Here is a 16,241-nt window from a genome sequence, read left to right as displayed (position 1 = left end):
CGGACTGCGAAGAACACCCGTGGGGCCGGGCCATCAGGAAATGAGGGGGAAACACGACGACGGCGGAGGCCCCAGTCTGGGCAGCCCCCGCCGTCGTCCTGTGATTACTTGCCGGAGATGTTGTAGTACAGCGGAACGCCGTCCCAGCCGTAGTCAACGTTGGTGACCTTGTCGCTCCAGCCGCCCTGGGCAACCTGGTACCACAAGGGGATGGCCGGAAGGTCCTGGAGGAGGATCTCCTGGGCCTTGTTCATGGCCTTGTTGCCGTCGGCGACGGACGGGGCATTCAGGCCGTCGGTGACGGCCTTGTCGAACGCCGGGTTGGCGTACTTGGCGTCGTTGGAGCCGGCACCGGTCTTGTAGATCGGGCCGAGGAAGTTGTACAGCGACGGGTAGTCAGCCTGCCAGCCCGCACGGATGGCACCGGTCAGGGTCTTGGCGGTTGCGTCGTTGCGTGCTTCCTTGAAGGTCGCGTACGGCTTGCCTTCAACCTTGATGCCGAGGGTGTTCTTGAGCTGGTTTACAACAGCTTCGACCCATGCCTTGTGTCCGCCCTTGTCGGCGTTGTAGGCAATGGTGAACGTCTCGTTCGGATCCCACTTCTGGATAGCGTCGGCCTTGGCCCACGCGTCCTTGGCTTTCGCGGCATCGAACTTCAGGTTCTCGGAACCGGGGATTGAGTCGCTGTAGCCGTCAAGCACGGGCGCCGTGAAATCCTTGGCCGGCTGGCGGGCGCCGTTGAAGATTACCTTGGTGATCTCGTCGCGGTTGATCGCCATCGAGATGGCCTGGCGGCGCAGCTTGCCCGCGTCACCGCTCCACTCCGGCAGGTATTCCGGGATGGCGATGGTCTGGTTGCCGGCGTACGGCTTGTTGATGGTGCGGTCGCCGAGGTCAGACTGGTAGTTCTTCAGCGCGCTGGTGGGGATGGTCTGCAGGATGTCCAGGTTGTTGGACAGCAGGTCCTGGTACGCGGCGTCGTCGTTCTGGTACATCTTGAACGTCACGCCGGCGTTCTTGGGCTTGCGGGGGCCGTTGTAGTCCGGGTTCGGGACGAGCTGGATCTGCACGTTGTGCTGCCAGCCGCCGTCGGCCATCTTGTACGGGCCGTTGCCGACCGGCTTTTCGCCGTACGCCTTCGGGTCCTTGAGCGCGGCCGCGGGGACCGGGACGAAGGCGGTGTAGCCCAGGCGCAGCGGCCAGTCGGATTCCGGCTGCTTCAGCTCTACGGTGAACGTCTGGTCGTCAACGACCTTCAGGCCGGACATGGTGTCGACGGTCGAGCCTTCCGCGCTGGCTTCGTCGTAGCCCTTGATGCTTTCGAAGAAGCTGCCGCTGAGCTGCGCATTCTTGGCCGCTGCTCCGAAGTTCCAGGAGTCAACGAAGGTCTTGGCCGTGATGGCCTCTCCGTTGGTAAACTTCTGGTCCTTCTTGATCTTGATGGTGAAGTGCTGGCCGTCCTTGCCCTCAATGGAGTCTGCAAGTTCGTTGACTGCCTTGCCGCTGGGGTCGTAGCTGACCAGCCCCGCGAACATCATCTGAATGACTTTGCCGCCGCCGACTTCGTTGGTGTCGGCCGGCATCAGGGGGCGCTGGGGCTCCGAACCGTCGGCAATGATTACTTTGCTGGTGTCGCCACCGGTGCTGCCGCTACCGCTTGCGGTGCCGCCACCGGCACCGCAGCCGGTCAGGGCGAGGGCGGCGATAGCCACCATGCCCAGTGCTTTGGAAGTGCGCGAAAAACGCATTCCGCCTCCTATGAGTTGTGGGAGTTCGTCAGGGAAAAACTTATGCTTCCCCGCAGGCAGGCACAGGGGTATCCCCTGTGACGTGGCCTACATATGGAAGTAGCCTAGCGCCAAAATGTCCGAATGATGGAACTCTGTTGCCAAACCGTGACCCGACAATAATGTGACCGTTGGCGTCAACCGCAACGTATTTCAAGTCACACGATACTGGCTGGTAGTATTCGCCCCGACGACGATTCCTGTTACGCGCGGTTAACTGGCGCCTGCTGCCAGCAGCTGCGCGCGCAACTCGCGGCGTTCCCGCTGCTTGTCCGGATCCGGCAACGGAACGGCGGCCAGGAGACGCTGCGTGTACGGTTCCTGCGGGTTCCGCAGGATCTGTTCCCGGGTGCCCTGCTCGACGATCCGGCCGCGCTGCATCACGCAGATCCGGTCCGCGAGCACATCCACGACGGCAAGGTCATGCGTGACAAAGAGGCAGGCGAAACCGAGTTCCTTCTGCAGGTTCTGGAACAGATCGAGCACCTTTGCCTGCACCGAGACGTCCAGGGCCGAGGTGGGCTCGTCAGCGACCATCAGTTTCGGCTTGAGCGAGAGAGCGCGGGCAATGCCCACGCGCTGCTTCTGCCCGCCGGAGAGCTCGTGGGGGTACCGGTTGCGGTAATCCCGCGGGAGCTCGACCTGGTCCAGGAGTGCCTCGATCCGCTTTTGCAGGTCGGCGCCCTTTGCCACCCCGGCGAGGAACATCGGTTCGCCGATGCTCTCGCCGATCGGGAGCCTGGGGTTCAGGGACGACGACGGGTCCTGGAAGACCATGCCGACGTGCCGCCGCATGTCATGGAGCTGGCGGCCGTTCCTCTTGGCGGCGGAAATGTCCTGGCCGACCACCCGCATGGTTCCGGCTGCCACGGGCAGGAGCCCGACGGCAGCCCTCCCGATGGTGGTCTTTCCGGAGCCGGACTCCCCCACCAGACCGACAACCTGTCCCGGATAGATCACCAGGTTGGCTCCCTCCACGGCGCGGAAGGCCGGCACCCGGCCCTGCTTGGGGTATTCGATGGCGACGTCCGAGAGCTCGAGCACGGGCTCACCCTTGGGCCGGGTGGCTTCGGCCGAGGCAAGGGCCGCGGCGTTCTCGCGCTCGCGCCGCAGCAGCTCCTCGGCCGGGATCGCGAGGATTTCGACGTTCGTGGCCGCGGCGAGGGCGGCCGTCACATCGACGCCGTCCGCGGAACCGGCGCCCTGGCCGAGGTGGGGAACGGCGGCCAGGAGCGCCTGGGTGTATTCGTGCTGCGGGTTGTGGAAGATCTGCGCGGCCGTGCCCGTCTCCACGATCAGGCCCTTGCGCATGACGGCAATCCTGTCGGCAAGGTCGGCCACGACGCCCATGTCATGGGTGATCAGCACAATCGCGCTGTCCAGCTTGTTCCTGAGGTTCCGCATGAGATCCAGGATCTCCGCCTGCACGGTCACGTCGAGAGCCGTGGTCGGCTCATCCGCTATCAACAGCTTGGGGTCGCAGGAAAGTGACTGCGCGATCATGGCGCGCTGGCGCTGTCCGCCCGAGAGCTGGTGGGGATAGGACCGGAACGCCTTCTCGGGATCCGGCAGTTCCACGAGCTCCAGCATGTGCAGGGCACGCAGCCGTGCTTCGTCGGGGGAGACTTCATTGTGGAGGCGGACCGTCTCGACAATCTGCGCGCCCACGGTGTAGACGGGGTTCAGGGCAGTCATGGGCTCCTGGAAGATCACGGCCACGTCCTTGCCGCGGACCGCCCGGATATTTGCCTCATTGGCCCCCAGCAGTTCCCGGCCGGCGAGCTTGACGCTGCCGCTCACACGGCTGTTGCTGGGCAGCAGGCCCAGGAGCGCCATCGAACTGGCGCTCTTGCCGGACCCGGACTCCCCCACTATCGCGAGCACCTCGCCGGCGCGCACCTCGTAATTCAGGCCTATCGCGGCCGGGACCCATTTCTTGTCCACGCCGAAGTCGACGCTAAGGTCACGGACCTTCAGGACGGTTTCACCTTTGCCGGGTTCGGTTGCCGCCGGCGGATCGAGCGTGACGAAGTCAGTCATGATGGGTCTTTCCTTCCACCCGAGCCGTCGAAGCACCGGGGATTAGTGCTGCGGCTCGGAATACTGAATTATTGGGGGCATGAGCTCTTCGCCGCATGCCGGAAACGTTGAAATCTTTAAAGCACGAACGAATAAATGGTTCGCGTGGCTGTCCTGGGCGGTGGCCGCCTTCGGTATCGTGGTGACGGTTGTGATGGCAGGACCCGGCGCACTCGCGGGTGCGGCTCCGCTGGTGCTCGTCGCTTTTCTCGGCTGGCTGCTCTTCTGGATGCCGGCCGTCGTGGTGCACGAGGACGGCGTCACACTGGAGAACCCGTTCCGGTCCATCGTGGTGCCATGGGCGGCGCTGGTGCATGTTGATACCCGGTTCGCGCTCACGCTCGTCACGGCGCACAAGAGCTACGTCTCCTGGGCCGCGCCCGCTCCCGGCATCTGGGGTGGCCGCAACGCCCGCGCCGAAGACCTTCAGGGGCTGCCGGCAACCACGTACGGTCCGGGGAAGTCCGTCCGTCCCGGGGACCTGAAGACCACCGATTCCGGCCAGGCAGCCATGCTGGTGAGGGCCCGGTGGCATGCACTGGTCGAAAGCGGTGAGCTCGCCGCCGGCGACGCCGCCACCACAGCGGTCAAGGTGACCTTCCGCTGGGTGGCGGCGGGCGCCGTCGTACTTCTTCTGGCGGCCAGCTACGTGGCTGTCACAGCCGCATAAGGCAAGCCTGCACGGGGCCGGCATCTATTCGCCCTTGGTTCCATCGACAGCAGGTCCGTCAAAGGCGGAGACGGGGGTCTTTTCGAACGAAGGCAGCACGGTGTGGTCAGCTTTCCCGGCGCCCTCTGCCTTCTTGGCGTTGAACTTCTTCTGGCGCGGATCGAAAGCATCCCGGAGGCCGTCGCCGATAAAGTTGATGCTCAGGCAGATCAGCACGATGAACAGGCCCGGGAACCAGAAGAGCCAGGGGCGCGTGGCGAATGCGGCCTGGTTCTGCGAGATGAGCAGGCCGAGCGAGGTGTCCGGTGCCTGAACGCCGACGCCGAGGTAGCTCAGCGCAGTTTCGGTGAGGATGGCTGCGGACATGGTCAGCGTCACGTTCACGATCAGCACGCCGACCGCGTTGGGCAGGATGTGCTTGAAGATGATCCGTGCGTTGCTGGCCCCCGAGATCCGGGCCGCGTCCACGAATTCGCGCTCACGCAGGGTGAGGAACTCCCCGCGCATGAGGCGTGCAAGTCCCACCCAGCTGATGAGGCCCAGGAAGATGCCGATCGCGAGCACGCCGTTGTTGCTGGCAAATGAGGCAAACCAGCTTCCCTCGTCGCGCCGGCCCGCCAGTTGCGCCATCACGGCCGCCAGGAGCAGGGCAGGAACAATGATGATGACGTCCGTGATGCGCATCAGCACCGCTTCCAGCCAGCCGCGGAAGTAGCCGGAGAGGGCGCCGACCACCACTCCGACGAGCCCGGCAATAACGCCGATCACGACCATGATGGTGATCGACTGCTGGGCGCCGCGCATCGTCATGGCAAAGAGGTCGCGCCCGATCCGGTCCTGACCGAACGGGTGTTCGCCCCAGGCCGGCAGCCAGAGCGAGGCGGTGGGTACGCCGTCGTTGACCAGGGGCGCCACGTCCTCGTGGCTGTACTTCCACCAGCCGGGGATGCCGGCGTAGCCCACCGAGGTGAAGGCCATGATGAAGATGATGGCGAAGACGACGAGGCCGATAATGGCACCCGTGTGGCCGAGGAACCGCTTCCTGACGATCTGCCCCTGGCTGAGGCCCTTGGCCTGAAGGACCGGTTCGATTCCGGCGGCATCCGACCGCCCCAGGCTGGCCTCTTCGGCCATGATTTCATCCTGCTGGCTTGGCTGGCTCATGCTTTTACCCTTACGCGTGGATCAAGTGCGGAGTACGCGAGGTCCGCAATGAGGTTGAATCCCATGGCCGTGATGGCCACACAGACGAAGACGCCCATGACCGGGTTAGGGTCGATGTGCTGGATGCCGTCGAGGAACAGGAAGCCCATCCCCCGGACGGAGAACACCGACTCGGTGATGACCGCCCCGCCGATCAGGCCGCCGATGTCGAACGCCACAATGGTGGCGATGGGGATCAGCGCGTTACGGAAGGCGTGGCGCATCACGACGGTCCTTTCGGAAAGGCCTTTGGCACGGGCAGTCCGGATGTAGTCCATGTTCATGATTTCCAGCATGGAAGCGCGCGTGAAACGGGTGTACCCTGCCAGCGAAATGAGGATCAGGGCCATCGTGGGCAGGATCAGGTGCGTGAACGAGTCGAGGCTCAGGACCCAGTAGTCGCCTTCGATATTCGGTGTGCTCGCGCCGATCGTGGCAATGGGCCGGCCGCGGACGCGGCTGTTGTTGAAGTAAGTGGGCCATGCCTGCATGTACCGGTCCAGCATGATGAGGAACCCCACCAGGAACGATGTGAGCGCTGCCGCGCGCATGGACTGCCCGCGGTCGTAGCCTCCCATGAGGAAGCCGATGCCCATGCCGACGAGGACGGCGGCCACGGCCAGCAGCACGATCATGAGGAACGTGGCTTCGTTCAGCAGCGGCTGGAGGACAAAGTACAGGACCACGCCTACCCCGACGGCGATCAATGCGGACTGAAGTGCTTTCCGGTTTTTCAGCCCGGCTGAGAGCAGGGTAACGGCGAAGGCAATGCCCACGCCGGCGATGGCGATGACTACCGGTCCGAGTCCCGGTGCTTTGAACCACCCTGTGGCAGAGAAGTAGACGAGCACGGCGGCGACGAACGCGAAGACCACACCGCCGGTAAGTACCCTGCGCTTGAGCTCCCCGCCGGCCGCGACGGCGGCCACCACACCGAGGGCGGCACCGATCGCCAGCGCTGTCGGGAAGGGGATGTCGGGATCCCTGAGGAAGTTGTTGAATCCGATGGCGCCGAATTCCTTGAGGAGGACGGCGACCCAGAAGATGGGCAGGGAGAAGAAGAGGAACGCCATGAAGGTCACGCCGTAATCCAGCGTGCTGTACTGGCGCAGGGCCGTCACAATACCGAGGGTGATGCCGACCAGGATGGCGAGGACCGTCGCACCCGTGACCAGCGTGAGGGTCTGGATCAGTGCGTGGCCCAGGGCGTCGGTGATGGGCTGGCCGGCGATGTTCTTGCCGAGATCGCAGGAGTTGGCGAAGGGAACGAGGCATTGCGCCGCTCCGCCCAGCCATTTGAAGTAGCGCAGCGGTGCGGGGGTGTCGAGCTGCAGGAGCGCGGTCCTGGCATCCATCAGCTGCTGCCTGTTGGGTGCGCTGCTGGCGCGGTACTCCAAGAGGGGATCTCCGGACGCCGCTGTCAGGAGATACACCAGGTAGGACGCGCCAAGAAGAATGAGTGCAGCGGTGATGAGCCGCCGGACAATGTAGGTCACCATGGAAATTGAACCTCGGGATTCGGGCCCGGGTTGTGCCCGGGCCGGTCGCAGTGTTGGGCCGGGTGCCGCGGATCACGCGGCGCCGTGCCGCGTCGGCTGGAGTTCCGCCAGAAGGCGCCGGGACCGTGGTGCTTGGGTCCCGGCGCCTCAGCTGGCGGGTGTCGCTTGCGGTCGTCGGCCTACTTCTGTGCCCACTCCCAGAAGTTCCACCAGACACCGGTCTGGTTCGGCATGTACTTCACGCCGGTGAGGCGGTCGCTGTACGCGTCGACACCGACCGACTGGAAGAGCGGAAGACCGTAGCCGGAGTCCCAGATCTTCTTGTCGATCTGCTTGGTGAGGTCGTCCTGCTTGCTGTGGTCGGTGGTGACAATCAGCTGGTCCATCAGCTTGTCGGCCTCGGGGTCGCTGAACTTGTTGAAGTTGGAATCGTTATCCGACTTGAAGATCTGCGGGACGCCGGACACGCCGACCCCCGGGTTGGTCCAGCCGAAGATGGTGGCGTCGTAGCCGCCCTTGCCGAGGGCCTTGCCCCAGTCAGACTTGCCCAGGCCGCCGTCGACGATCTTGAAGCCGGCCTTCGTGGCGGATTCGCGGATCAGCGAGTACGCGTCAACGCGGTTGGGGTTGTCCTTGTTGTACATGATGCGCACCTCGGGGGTGGCACCGTTCAGGAGCTTCTTGGCACCGTCGATGTCCACGGCCTGGTAGTCGGAGGATCCGTTGTTCTTGACGGAGTCCGCGTAGGCAGCCTGGGCCGGGACGAAGATCTGGGAGTCGAGCGGCTTGGCGTTCGGATCCATCTTCTTCACGATCTTGTCGACGATGTCCTGGCGCGGAACCGTCTTCATGAACGCTTGGCGCACGTTCTTGTCGGCCAGCGGGCCGCTGTAGTTAAGGTCGATGTGGTCGTAGGCCAGCTGCGCGCCCTGGTCGACCGTGACGCCCTGGCTCGACAGTGCCTTGAGCTGATCGACGGTGTCGGCGGATGCCTGCGGCGCGATGATGTCGGCCTCACCGTTCTTCAGCGCCTGCACCTGGGCGGCAGAGTCACCGATGTAGCGCACGGTGATCTCGTCCAGGTTGGCTGCCGGGCCCCAGTTGTAGTCCTTGTTCTTGACCATGGTCAGGGACTGGTCCTGGTTCACGCTCTTGACGATGAACGGGCCGTTGGAGAGGTACAGGCTCGGGTCGGCCGGAAGCGTCTTGGTGTCAAAGCCGGTGTTCCACAGATCCGCCATGGCCCGCATCTTGGCGTCAGCCGGCTTGGGAGCCTTGGCATCGCCGCGGGGCATGCTCTTGAGGAGGTCGACGAACGCCTTCGTGTCCGCCAGGCCCGCCTTTTTGGCCAGGACGTGCGCCGGGACGTCGATGCCGGGGCCGCCGAGCGCGATTTCCCAGTCAGCGAAAGGCTTCGAGTACTTCAGGGTCATGGACTTGCCGTCGGCGCTGAGCTCCGGAAAGTCGGTCAGGGCCAGGCCGGTTGTGTCGCCGGCGTAGGAGAAGTAGGAGGTTCCCGTCTTGGCCGCCGGATCGGCATCGTCGTAGTAGCCGGAGAAGGCGGCCCACTGCAGCAGAAGGTCCGCCGTGGTCACGGGCGTGCCGTCTGACCACTTCACGCCGTCGTTGATGGTGTACTTGACCGTCAGCGGATCGTCGGAGGTCTTCTCCATCTTGCCGAACTTGTCGTTGTGCACGACGTTCAGCTTGTTGTCGATGTAGTAGAAGCCGGAGTGAGTCGCATAGCTGATCTTGGAGTTGATATCAGTATTGCCGTCGGCCGTGTTGGGGTTGAACGTATTGAATGCGTTGACCTCAACTACCGTTGCCGATCCGCCTTGCTTGCTTGCTGCTGCCGCAGTGGCCGGGGATGTCCCGCCGCTGCTGCCCGCGCAGGCGCTGAGGGCGATGGCAGCTACTGCTGCCAAGCCCACTGCTTTGGAAATACGACCCAAGCGCATTCCGCCTCCTTGTTTCTGTGGTGTGGATGAGACCGGCACCGTTGGCGCCAGACAGACGTCCACACTCCCCCAGCGGCAGTGTGGCCCGTCTCACATGGCATGAAGCGTAAACCCGAAATGCCGCAGTCGGGGACGAAAGTTGACCGCCTGTAAAGTTCGTTACCGAGCTGCAACATTTGAGAGCTCACTCCAGCCTAAATTCCACAGAATCATTGACGGCCAGCGATCGAAACGATAAAGGCGCGGCACACAGAAAAGCCCCGATTCAAGAATCGGGGCTTGTCGAGTTAATCGCTCATTACTTGCTAGCCAGCGCAACTTCCACGTTCGCGACTCCCGCAGGGGATCCTTTACCGGTCCGTGGCTAGGGGGTTGCCGAGGCAGGCGCGTCGATGGCGAGTTTCACGCCGACGGCGCCGAGAAGCGTGCCGGTCACCCATCTCTGCCACGTAGTCCATGACGGACGAGCATGCAGGAACACAAGTCAGTCCGCGGGCGGGGACCGCACGTCGGCGGATGTTAGTCCGGTCTCAAATGTGGTTTCCTAACCAGCGGTCATTTACCGCGCGGAAATGGACCCGGACAATGCGGAATGGCCCTTGGGGCGATGTCGCGGACGCTGGCCTACGTGTCGTGACGCCGCCAGTTGCTCGGCATAAGGAACGATCTTGCCATGGAGTCAATCTCGTGGCCGAAAGCGTGGCAGCCGGAGGCCCGTGCCGCCCTGCTTCAATTTATCGAGGCCGACGACCGAGTCGAGATCATCGTAGGCGATCCCCTCGCTTCGGGTGACGGCAGTGTTATTGCCGGGTACATCTACTTCGAACGTACCGATCTGATGATCGTTTACGATCGCTCGGGTCGTGCAGACGTTCATCGGTGGCGCCTTCTGGCTGGCCCCGTACTCGAAATCGTTGGCCTCTCAGGCCGCCGGCGCAGATCGATCTACCGGCATCCGCAGTGGACAAGACCTCGACGTGCTTGACCACCGAAATGGACGCTCAGCCCTGCCTTTGACCCGAGATGACTTGAATTCCTTCGAAATCCTCTGCCGACGTCTGTGAAGTTGCCGGATCCTCGGCGGCTTTCGAACGGCTGCCCGTCTGGCTATCAGGGCCAGCGCGGCGGCACCTATCAAAAAATGCCCGGTGACGCGGGGGCGGTTTCTGGGGGATAAACGGTACATTCAACACCATGACCGGGCTGCTGATCGGATAAGCCCGCGTATCCACCAACGACGAAGACCTAACCGCCCAGAAAAATGCCCTTCTCGCTCTGGGAGTGGCACTGGACAAGACATTCGCGGACCAGGGCCCCACCGGCGCCAACCGGGCACGGCCGGGACACCGGGAAGCGCCGGCCGCCTGCCGAAACGGGGACACCCGTGTCGCGACCACCCTCGACCGCCTGTCCTCCATGCGGGGGTCGACTTCGGTCGGGGGTTCTTGCTGTGCTGGTTCTTCCGGTTTTGCTGGGTCGGCCATGAGCTGGTCAATGCGTGCCGAGTCCGTCCGGGCGGCTTGCGCGCGTCAGAATGCTTGAAGGGTTCTGCCGGTGCTTTGTCTGCCGGTTCGACGCGCGACCCGGCACGCTTCACACCGCCATCGAGCGGGTGGTTAGGCTGGGTGGATGGCGACAGTTATTCTCGTGCGGCACGGCCGCACCACAGCCAATGCCACTGGACTGCTGGCCGGCCGCGCCGTCGGCGTCAGCCTGGACCAGATCGGGCGCGACCAGGCGGCCCTGACCGGATACCGGCTCGCACCAGTGCCCTTAGTCGGGGTGGTGTCGAGCCCTCTTGAGCGTTGCCAGCAGACCGCCCGGCTCATTCTCGACCGCCAGGCGGGCACGCCGCACGCGCCGGTCGATCTCGATCTCACCGAGTGTGATTACGGCCAGTGGCAGGGCCGCACGCTCAGTGATCTCGCGACCGAGGATTTGTGGCCGGTTGTGCAGTCGCAACCGTCCGCCGTCGTCTTTCCCGGCGGTGAATCCATGGCCGCGATGCAGGCTCGGTCGGTGGCAGCGATTCGACGCCACGATGCAGCCTTCGAAGCTGAGTACGGGCCAGGGGCCGTGTGGGTGGCGGTGAGTCACGGTGACATCATCAAGTCAATCCTCGCCGACGCGCTCGGCATGCACTTTGACCTGTTCCAGCGGATTAACGTGGGCCCGGCCTCCGTATCGATCGTGCGCTACGGCGCTAGTCGGCCGAGCGTCTACGCGACCAACACCGACGCGGGTGATCTGTCGTGGCTGTCGCACGGCATCCACTCCGGCGATGCGCCGGTGGGTGGCGGTGCAGGGCAGAAGGCGCCATGAACCACATGTGACTAAAATACAGACATGCCTACACGTGTTCACGAGTTTGCCTGGCCTGATCGGGTCGTCGTTGGCACCATTGGCCTTCCGGGGGCGCGCACGTTCTACCTGCAGGTGCGCGCAGGGACTCAGATCGTGAGTATTGCCCTGGAGAAGCAGCAGTCGGCTCTGCTCGCGGAGAAGATCGACGAAATTCTCGACCAGCTCATCACCGTCGAGGGCAACCCCTTCAGCGTTCCCACGAATACTCCCATTGAACTTGTCGACAATGACCAGCTCGAGGCCGTTCAGGAGCAGTTTCGCACCGGCGCCATGAGCTTAGGGTGGGACCCAACCACGGCCCAGGTCGTCATTGAGGCCTACCCCATCACCGATGCCGATGCTAATGACACCGACGACCCGCTTGATGAGGACGGCGCTAACGAGCCCGAAATGCTGCTGGTGCGAATGCCGGTCGGCACCGCCCGCGCATTCGCCAAGCGGACCCGGGAGATCGTGGGCGCAGGGCGTCCGGCGTGCCCGCTCTGCGGTTACCCCATAGACGCCGGCGGGCACGTCTGCACCCTTCCCGCGGTCTGATGCCAGCGCCGGACCTGGTGACCGCCGAGCTGACGCTCACCGGCCGCATCACGACGGCGTCAAACGCCACATTTCTGGGCAGCATCGGCGACGTGATCGTCGTCTATAAGCCGATAGCAGGCGAAAGTCCGCTGTGGGATTTCCCCCACGGCACCCTGGCCCACCGTGAGGTGGCCGCCTACCTGGTCTCGCAGGCCTTCGGCTGGGACGTCGTGCCGCACACGTGGCTGCGCGATGGTCCGATGGGCGAAGGAATGGTGCAGCTCTGGCAGGAGCAAGACCCCGCCCAAAACGCTGTGAACCTGGTCGCGACGGACCATGTGCCGGAGACGGGCTGGAAACACGTGCTCGAGGGACGAGATGAGAACGGACGGAAGGTGGCTCTCGTTCACGAAGACACGCCAGCGCTCAGACGCATGGCGGTGTTCGACATCATCGTCAACAACGCCGACCGGAAAGGCGACCACATTCTTGCCATGCCGGACGGACACCGGCACGGCGTGGACCATGGGCTCACCTTTCACCATGACCACAAGTTGCGCACGGTGCTGTGGGGATGGCTGGGAGACGCCCTGACCGCGGAGGAACGCGACGGCATCGATCGTGTCCGCGAAGGACTGCACGGTGGGCTGGGCCGAAACCTGACGGACTTGCTCAGCGCCGAAGAAATCGCATCGCTCGCCGCGCGCTGCGCCCGGTTGCGCTTGGCAGGGCAGTTTCCGGCTCCGAACGGTGAGATGTCGGCGGTGCCGTGGCCGCTGTTCTAGTCGAATTACGGCTACGGGCTTCGCCGGGCAGTGTGACGTTGAGTCGTCCTCGGCGGGCACGCCCGCAGAGCGGATCCAACGCCAGGCAAGAACGGTGCCTCAAGCCTTTTGACCGACTTTGACTGCGGCCACAAGTTTGATCACTCGTTCGTTAGGCAGCAAAATGCGGGCGGCATCATTTTGACTTGGCAACCGGTCCCAGAAAGCACATAGCCGCCAAGAACACGTGTTCTTAGCGGCTATCGCAAAGGGTTTCAGGGAGACCAGGACCTACACATTGAATCTAAATTCAACCACCTTCCGTCGTGGCCCAACCTGTGGCGTCATGCCCTCCTGGAGATAGACGTCATCGATCAATGGCCGGCCGACTCAGGCGCAGGAGAGCTCCCCGGAAATGGATTCCGGGGAGCTCTCCTTTCAATCAGTTAGCCGTCAGCACCGGCGGGAGTGGTAGCCGCCGTGTAGCCCTCGAGCTTGAGAGCCGCCTGGGCGTACTTCTGGTCGAACGTGTCGGCCATGTTGACTTTGGATGTGTCAACCCCAATGGACTTCTCCTCGTCGAAGACCGTCTTGGGGCCGCCCGCCGGCATAATGCCATCCGGGAGGAACTGGCCTTTGTCCTGGTCCAGGGCCTTGACGTAGTCGTCCTTGCTGATGGTGCTGTTCTGGACGAAGGTCGGGGGCAGCTTGTCGGCGATCTCCTGCGCGGAGTGGGTGTTGATCCAGTGCATGGTGTCCACCAATGCGTTCACCACTTTCTGAACTTCATCCTGGTGGCTATTGACCCAATCCGTTTGGGCCAGCAGGCCGGCGGACGGCAGCGAACTGCCCAGGGCAGCCTTGGAACCCTCCGCCGTGGCGAGGTCAATGGCGGGAACCGCGAGGTTCTTACTTTCCAGAGCGCCGACTGTTGGCTGCGTTGTCATGACGCAGTCAGCGGAGCTGCGCTGGATGGCGGCGATGGCCGTCGCCCCGGCGCCCACGGCGATGGTGTGGTAATCGTTCTTGGACAGGCCGGCCTTGGAGGCGATGAACTGAGTGAGTTCATCCGTGCCGGAGCCCAGGTCCGTGACACCAACGGTCTTGCCCTTGAGGTCGGCGCCGGAGTGGACGTTGGCGTTGGCGTTGCACATGATGCGTTCGCCTGGGGCTCCTGAAAGCTGGACGAGGTTGGTGACCTTCTTGCCCTTGGCCTGGAAGTCCACGGTGTGGATGTACCACGCTCCGGCCATGTCCACCTGTCCGGAAGCCATGGCCTCTTCAGCGCCTACGCCGCCCTGCTGCTCAGTGGAGAGTTCCATCTTGACCCCGTACTTCTGGTAATAGCCGAGCTGCTGGGCCAGCTGGTACGGGAGGTAGATCTGCTTGTCGATGCCTCCCACCATCATCTTCACGGTGGGCATCGAGCTGCTGTCCGCGGCAGCACTGCCGCTTGGCGAACCGCCGCTGGCTGCGGGGCTCGAGCTGTTGCCGCAGGCCGCAAGGCTAAGGGCAACGGCCCCGGCTGCTGCGGCGGCAAAGATAGGGCGCTTCATCATCATTGTTTTACGCATCCTTTTGTTTGTCCCAAACGGGACCTGGGTTTTGTTAGGGGTGTTGCTGGGTGAAAAACTGCATCAGGGATCAGATGGCCTGCGCCTCGGAACGGTTGGGCGGGCGCCACTTGAGGATTCTGTGCTCAAGCAGGTTGATCAGGGATTCGGCAAAGAGTGTGACGACGGCGATGATCACCATGCAGGCGAAGACCGTGTTCGGGTCGAACGTTCCTTGCGCCTGGCTGATAATCAGGCCGATTCCCTGCTGGGCGCCCAGCACCTCGGCAACGAGGGCGCCGATGATCGCGAAGCCGAACGCGGTGTGAAGGCTCGCAATGATCCAGGTCATGGCTGACGGAATTGTCACGTGCAACGCCACCTGATACGGCGAAGCTCCAAGGACCCGTACGTTTGCCACCAGGTTCTGGTCCACCTCGCGGACGCCTTGGAACGCGTTGAAGAACACCACGAAGAAGACGAGCACCGCCGCGAGCAGGATTTTCGGGAAGACACCCAGCCCGAATGCCACGATGAAGATCGAGCCAAGCACAATACGGGGAATCGAATTCACGATTCTGATGTAGGGTCCGACGACGGCCGACAGGTACTTGTTGGAGCCCAGGAGAATGCCGAGGACCACGCCCACGAGCGTTCCGAGGAGGAAGCCGAAGAAGGCTTCCTGCGCCGTGACACCCAGGTTCTCCCAGATGGTCCCGAACGCAGTACCTTCGGTGAAGAGCTTGACCAGGCTGTCCCAGATTTCAGAGGGCTGGCCGAAAAAGAATTTATCCACCCACCCCGCAGTGGTGAACCATTGCCAGCCGCCGACAACCGCGACAGCCAGGACCACCCGGCCGATCCAGATGGACACGGAGCGGCGCCGGGCCTTGGCCCTGCCCTCATTCTTCGCTGCTGATTCTGTTTCCACTGGCTTCTCGCTTTTACGGCTTCCACTGTGAGTGAGGGTTGTCATGCCGCACCTGCCGACATGGCGTAGGCGCGGGTGACCTCGTCTTTAAGGGATTCCCAGATCCGGCCCTGGAGTTCCAGGAACCGCTCCTCATGACGGATTTCCTGGACGTTGCCGCGGGGCCGGGGAAGGTCGATGTCAAAGACGTCCTTGACCGAACCGGGGCTGCTGGTCATGATGACTACCCGGTCCGACAGCGCCACGGCCTCGTCCAGGTCATGGGTGATGAACAGGACTGAGGGGCGCAGTTCCTCCCAGAGCTTGAGCAGTTCGTTCTGCATGATGGCCTTGGTCTGCACATCGAGGGCTCCGAACGGCTCATCCATGAGGAGGATTCGCGGATTGTTGATGAGGGCCGCCGCCATCGCCACGCGCTTGCGCATACCGCCCGAGAGTTGGTGCGGGTAACGATCCTCGAATCCGGCCAGGCCAACCCGGCGAAGCCAATCCCGGGCAAGATCCGTCGCTTGGCGCTTTGGCATTCCGAGCAGGATGGGTCCCATCATGACGTTGCCGAGCACGCTCTTCCATGGGAAAAGGGCGTCCGCCTGGAACATGTAGCTCACGCCGTTGGTGATGCCTTCCACGAGGTTGCCGCCCACCCTGACCGAGCCGGCACTCGGATGCTCCAGCCCGGAGACTTGGGCCAGCGTTGTGGATTTGCCGCAACCTGTGGGGCCGACGATGGAGCAGAACTGTCCGGGTTCGACAGTCACCGTGACGTCCCTGATGGCCGTGAAGGTCTCGCCCTTGGGCGTGAGGTAGCGCTTGGTCAGGCCGGTAACCTCGATCCGCGCCCCCTCGGCGGCACTCTGTGGCGGGCCGGGCGGCCTGGGTGTGGGGGTGTTGTTCATTGCAAGACCTCGCTG

At 63.5% G+C, this 16,241-nt stretch carries 13 protein-coding genes and 1 pseudogene; 5 read left to right on the top strand and 9 right to left on the bottom strand.

All coding sequences use genetic code 11. The annotated features are described in order from the left end of the window. Positions 1 to 104: 104 nt before the first annotated feature. Together AC1DES_RS02950 and AC1DES_RS02945 are read right to left on the bottom strand one after the other, a co-directional pair. Positions 105 to 1,748, bottom strand: coding sequence for a peptide ABC transporter substrate-binding protein (locus AC1DES_RS02950; protein ID WP_476894161.1), 1,644 nt, complete (start codon positions 1,746 to 1,748; stop codon positions 105 to 107). A gap of 252 nt (positions 1,749 to 2,000) precedes the next feature. Then, positions 2,001 to 3,827 carry an ABC transporter ATP-binding protein gene (locus AC1DES_RS02945; protein WP_476894160.1) on the bottom strand — a complete coding sequence of 609 codons (1,827 nt, stop codon included), beginning with the start codon at positions 3,825 to 3,827 and terminating at the stop codon, positions 2,001 to 2,003. A gap of 79 nt (positions 3,828 to 3,906) precedes the next feature. On the opposite strand from AC1DES_RS02945, the gene AC1DES_RS02940 reads away from it, so the two are divergent. Next, a complete protein-coding gene (locus tag AC1DES_RS02940; protein ID WP_476894159.1) occupies positions 3,907 to 4,536 on the top strand; it encodes a PH domain-containing protein in 630 nt (209 codons plus the stop codon). A 24-nt stretch (positions 4,537 to 4,560) separates the two neighbouring features. On the opposite strand, the gene AC1DES_RS02935 is transcribed toward AC1DES_RS02940, so the two are convergent. The 4 genes from AC1DES_RS02935 to AC1DES_RS02920 all read right to left on the bottom strand — a co-directional run bounded on the left by AC1DES_RS02935 (position 4,561) and on the right by AC1DES_RS02920 (position 10,076). After that, positions 4,561 to 5,700, bottom strand: a complete 1,140-nt coding sequence (locus tag AC1DES_RS02935; protein ID WP_476894158.1) for an ABC transporter permease — start codon at positions 5,698 to 5,700, stop codon at positions 4,561 to 4,563. After that, entirely contained in the window at positions 5,697 to 7,238 is a 1,542-nt protein-coding gene (locus AC1DES_RS02930; protein WP_476894157.1) for an ABC transporter permease, read from the bottom strand. Before AC1DES_RS02930 ends, AC1DES_RS02935 begins: the two co-directional genes overlap by 4 nt. A gap of 179 nt (positions 7,239 to 7,417) precedes the next feature. Then, complete coding sequence (locus AC1DES_RS02925) at positions 7,418 to 9,199, bottom strand: ABC transporter family substrate-binding protein (RefSeq protein WP_476894156.1); 1,782 nt, start codon at positions 9,197 to 9,199, stop codon at positions 7,418 to 7,420. Between the two features lie 679 nt (positions 9,200 to 9,878). Beyond that, entirely contained in the window at positions 9,879 to 10,076 is a 198-nt protein-coding gene (locus tag AC1DES_RS02920) for a hypothetical protein (protein ID WP_476894155.1), read from the bottom strand. 353 nt (positions 10,077 to 10,429) lie between these two features. On the opposite strand from AC1DES_RS02920, the pseudogene AC1DES_RS02915 reads away from it, so the two are divergent. The 4 genes and pseudogenes from AC1DES_RS02915 to AC1DES_RS02900 all read left to right on the top strand — a co-directional run. After that, positions 10,430 to 10,741 (top strand): annotated as a pseudogene (locus tag AC1DES_RS02915) (recombinase family protein); the annotation flags it as partial. Positions 10,742 to 10,828: 87 nt separating this feature from the next. Further along, positions 10,829 to 11,521 (top strand): histidine phosphatase family protein, encoded by a 693-nt coding sequence (locus tag AC1DES_RS02910; RefSeq protein WP_476894154.1) that lies wholly within the window; start codon positions 10,829 to 10,831, stop codon positions 11,519 to 11,521. 24 nt (positions 11,522 to 11,545) lie between these two features. Further along, entirely contained in the window at positions 11,546 to 12,100 is a 555-nt protein-coding gene (locus tag AC1DES_RS02905) for a DUF3090 domain-containing protein (protein ID WP_476894153.1), read from the top strand. Beyond that, positions 12,100 to 12,867 carry an SCO1664 family protein gene (locus AC1DES_RS02900; RefSeq protein WP_476894152.1) on the top strand — a complete coding sequence of 256 codons (768 nt, stop codon included), beginning with the start codon at positions 12,100 to 12,102 and terminating at the stop codon, positions 12,865 to 12,867. The genes AC1DES_RS02905 and AC1DES_RS02900 overlap by 1 nt, the downstream gene beginning before the upstream one ends. Positions 12,868 to 13,292: 425 nt before the next feature. Here the strand turns inward: AC1DES_RS02900 and AC1DES_RS02895 are convergent, their stop codons facing one another. The 3 genes from AC1DES_RS02895 to AC1DES_RS02885 form a co-directional block, all read right to left on the bottom strand. Then, entirely contained in the window at positions 13,293 to 14,408 is a 1,116-nt protein-coding gene (locus AC1DES_RS02895; RefSeq protein ID WP_476894151.1) for an ABC transporter substrate-binding protein, read from the bottom strand. A gap of 82 nt (positions 14,409 to 14,490) precedes the next feature. Beyond that, positions 14,491 to 15,330, bottom strand: a complete 840-nt coding sequence (locus AC1DES_RS02890; RefSeq protein WP_476894150.1) for an ABC transporter permease — start codon at positions 15,328 to 15,330, stop codon at positions 14,491 to 14,493. Between the two features lie 41 nt (positions 15,331 to 15,371). Beyond that, positions 15,372 to 16,226 carry an ABC transporter ATP-binding protein gene (locus AC1DES_RS02885; RefSeq protein WP_476894149.1) on the bottom strand — a complete coding sequence of 285 codons (855 nt, stop codon included), beginning with the start codon at positions 16,224 to 16,226 and terminating at the stop codon, positions 15,372 to 15,374. Positions 16,227 to 16,241: the final 15 nt, after the last annotated feature.

The sequence above is a fragment of the Arthrobacter sp. 05T442 genome (assembly GCF_056395945.1).
Note: the sequence above shows the minus strand (reverse complement) of the source record. Positions and strands in the feature narration are given on the sequence as shown.

Coding starts and splice junctions, on each gene's coding strand:
- AC1DES_RS02940 (WP_476894159.1), top strand. CDS start 3,907: ATGAGCTCTTCGCCGCATGCCGGAAACGTTGAAATCTTTAAAGCACGA.
- AC1DES_RS02950 (WP_476894161.1), bottom strand. CDS start 1,748: ATGCGTTTTTCGCGCACTTCCAAAGCACTGGGCATGGTGGCTATCGCC.
- AC1DES_RS02900 (WP_476894152.1), top strand. CDS start 12,100: ATGCCAGCGCCGGACCTGGTGACCGCCGAGCTGACGCTCACCGGCCGC.
- AC1DES_RS02945 (WP_476894160.1), bottom strand. CDS start 3,827: ATGACTGACTTCGTCACGCTCGATCCGCCGGCGGCAACCGAACCCGGC.
- AC1DES_RS02885 (WP_476894149.1), bottom strand. CDS start 16,226: ATGAACAACACCCCCACACCCAGGCCGCCCGGCCCGCCACAGAGTGCC.
- AC1DES_RS02920 (WP_476894155.1), bottom strand. CDS start 10,076: ATGAACGTCTGCACGACCCGAGCGATCGTAAACGATCATCAGATCGGT.
- AC1DES_RS02905 (WP_476894153.1), top strand. CDS start 11,546: ATGCCTACACGTGTTCACGAGTTTGCCTGGCCTGATCGGGTCGTCGTT.
- AC1DES_RS02930 (WP_476894157.1), bottom strand. CDS start 7,238: ATGGTGACCTACATTGTCCGGCGGCTCATCACCGCTGCACTCATTCTT.
- AC1DES_RS02910 (WP_476894154.1), top strand. CDS start 10,829: ATGGCGACAGTTATTCTCGTGCGGCACGGCCGCACCACAGCCAATGCC.
- AC1DES_RS02925 (WP_476894156.1), bottom strand. CDS start 9,199: ATGCGCTTGGGTCGTATTTCCAAAGCAGTGGGCTTGGCAGCAGTAGCT.
- AC1DES_RS02895 (WP_476894151.1), bottom strand. CDS start 14,408: ATGATGATGAAGCGCCCTATCTTTGCCGCCGCAGCAGCCGGGGCCGTT.
- AC1DES_RS02935 (WP_476894158.1), bottom strand. CDS start 5,700: ATGAGCCAGCCAAGCCAGCAGGATGAAATCATGGCCGAAGAGGCCAGC.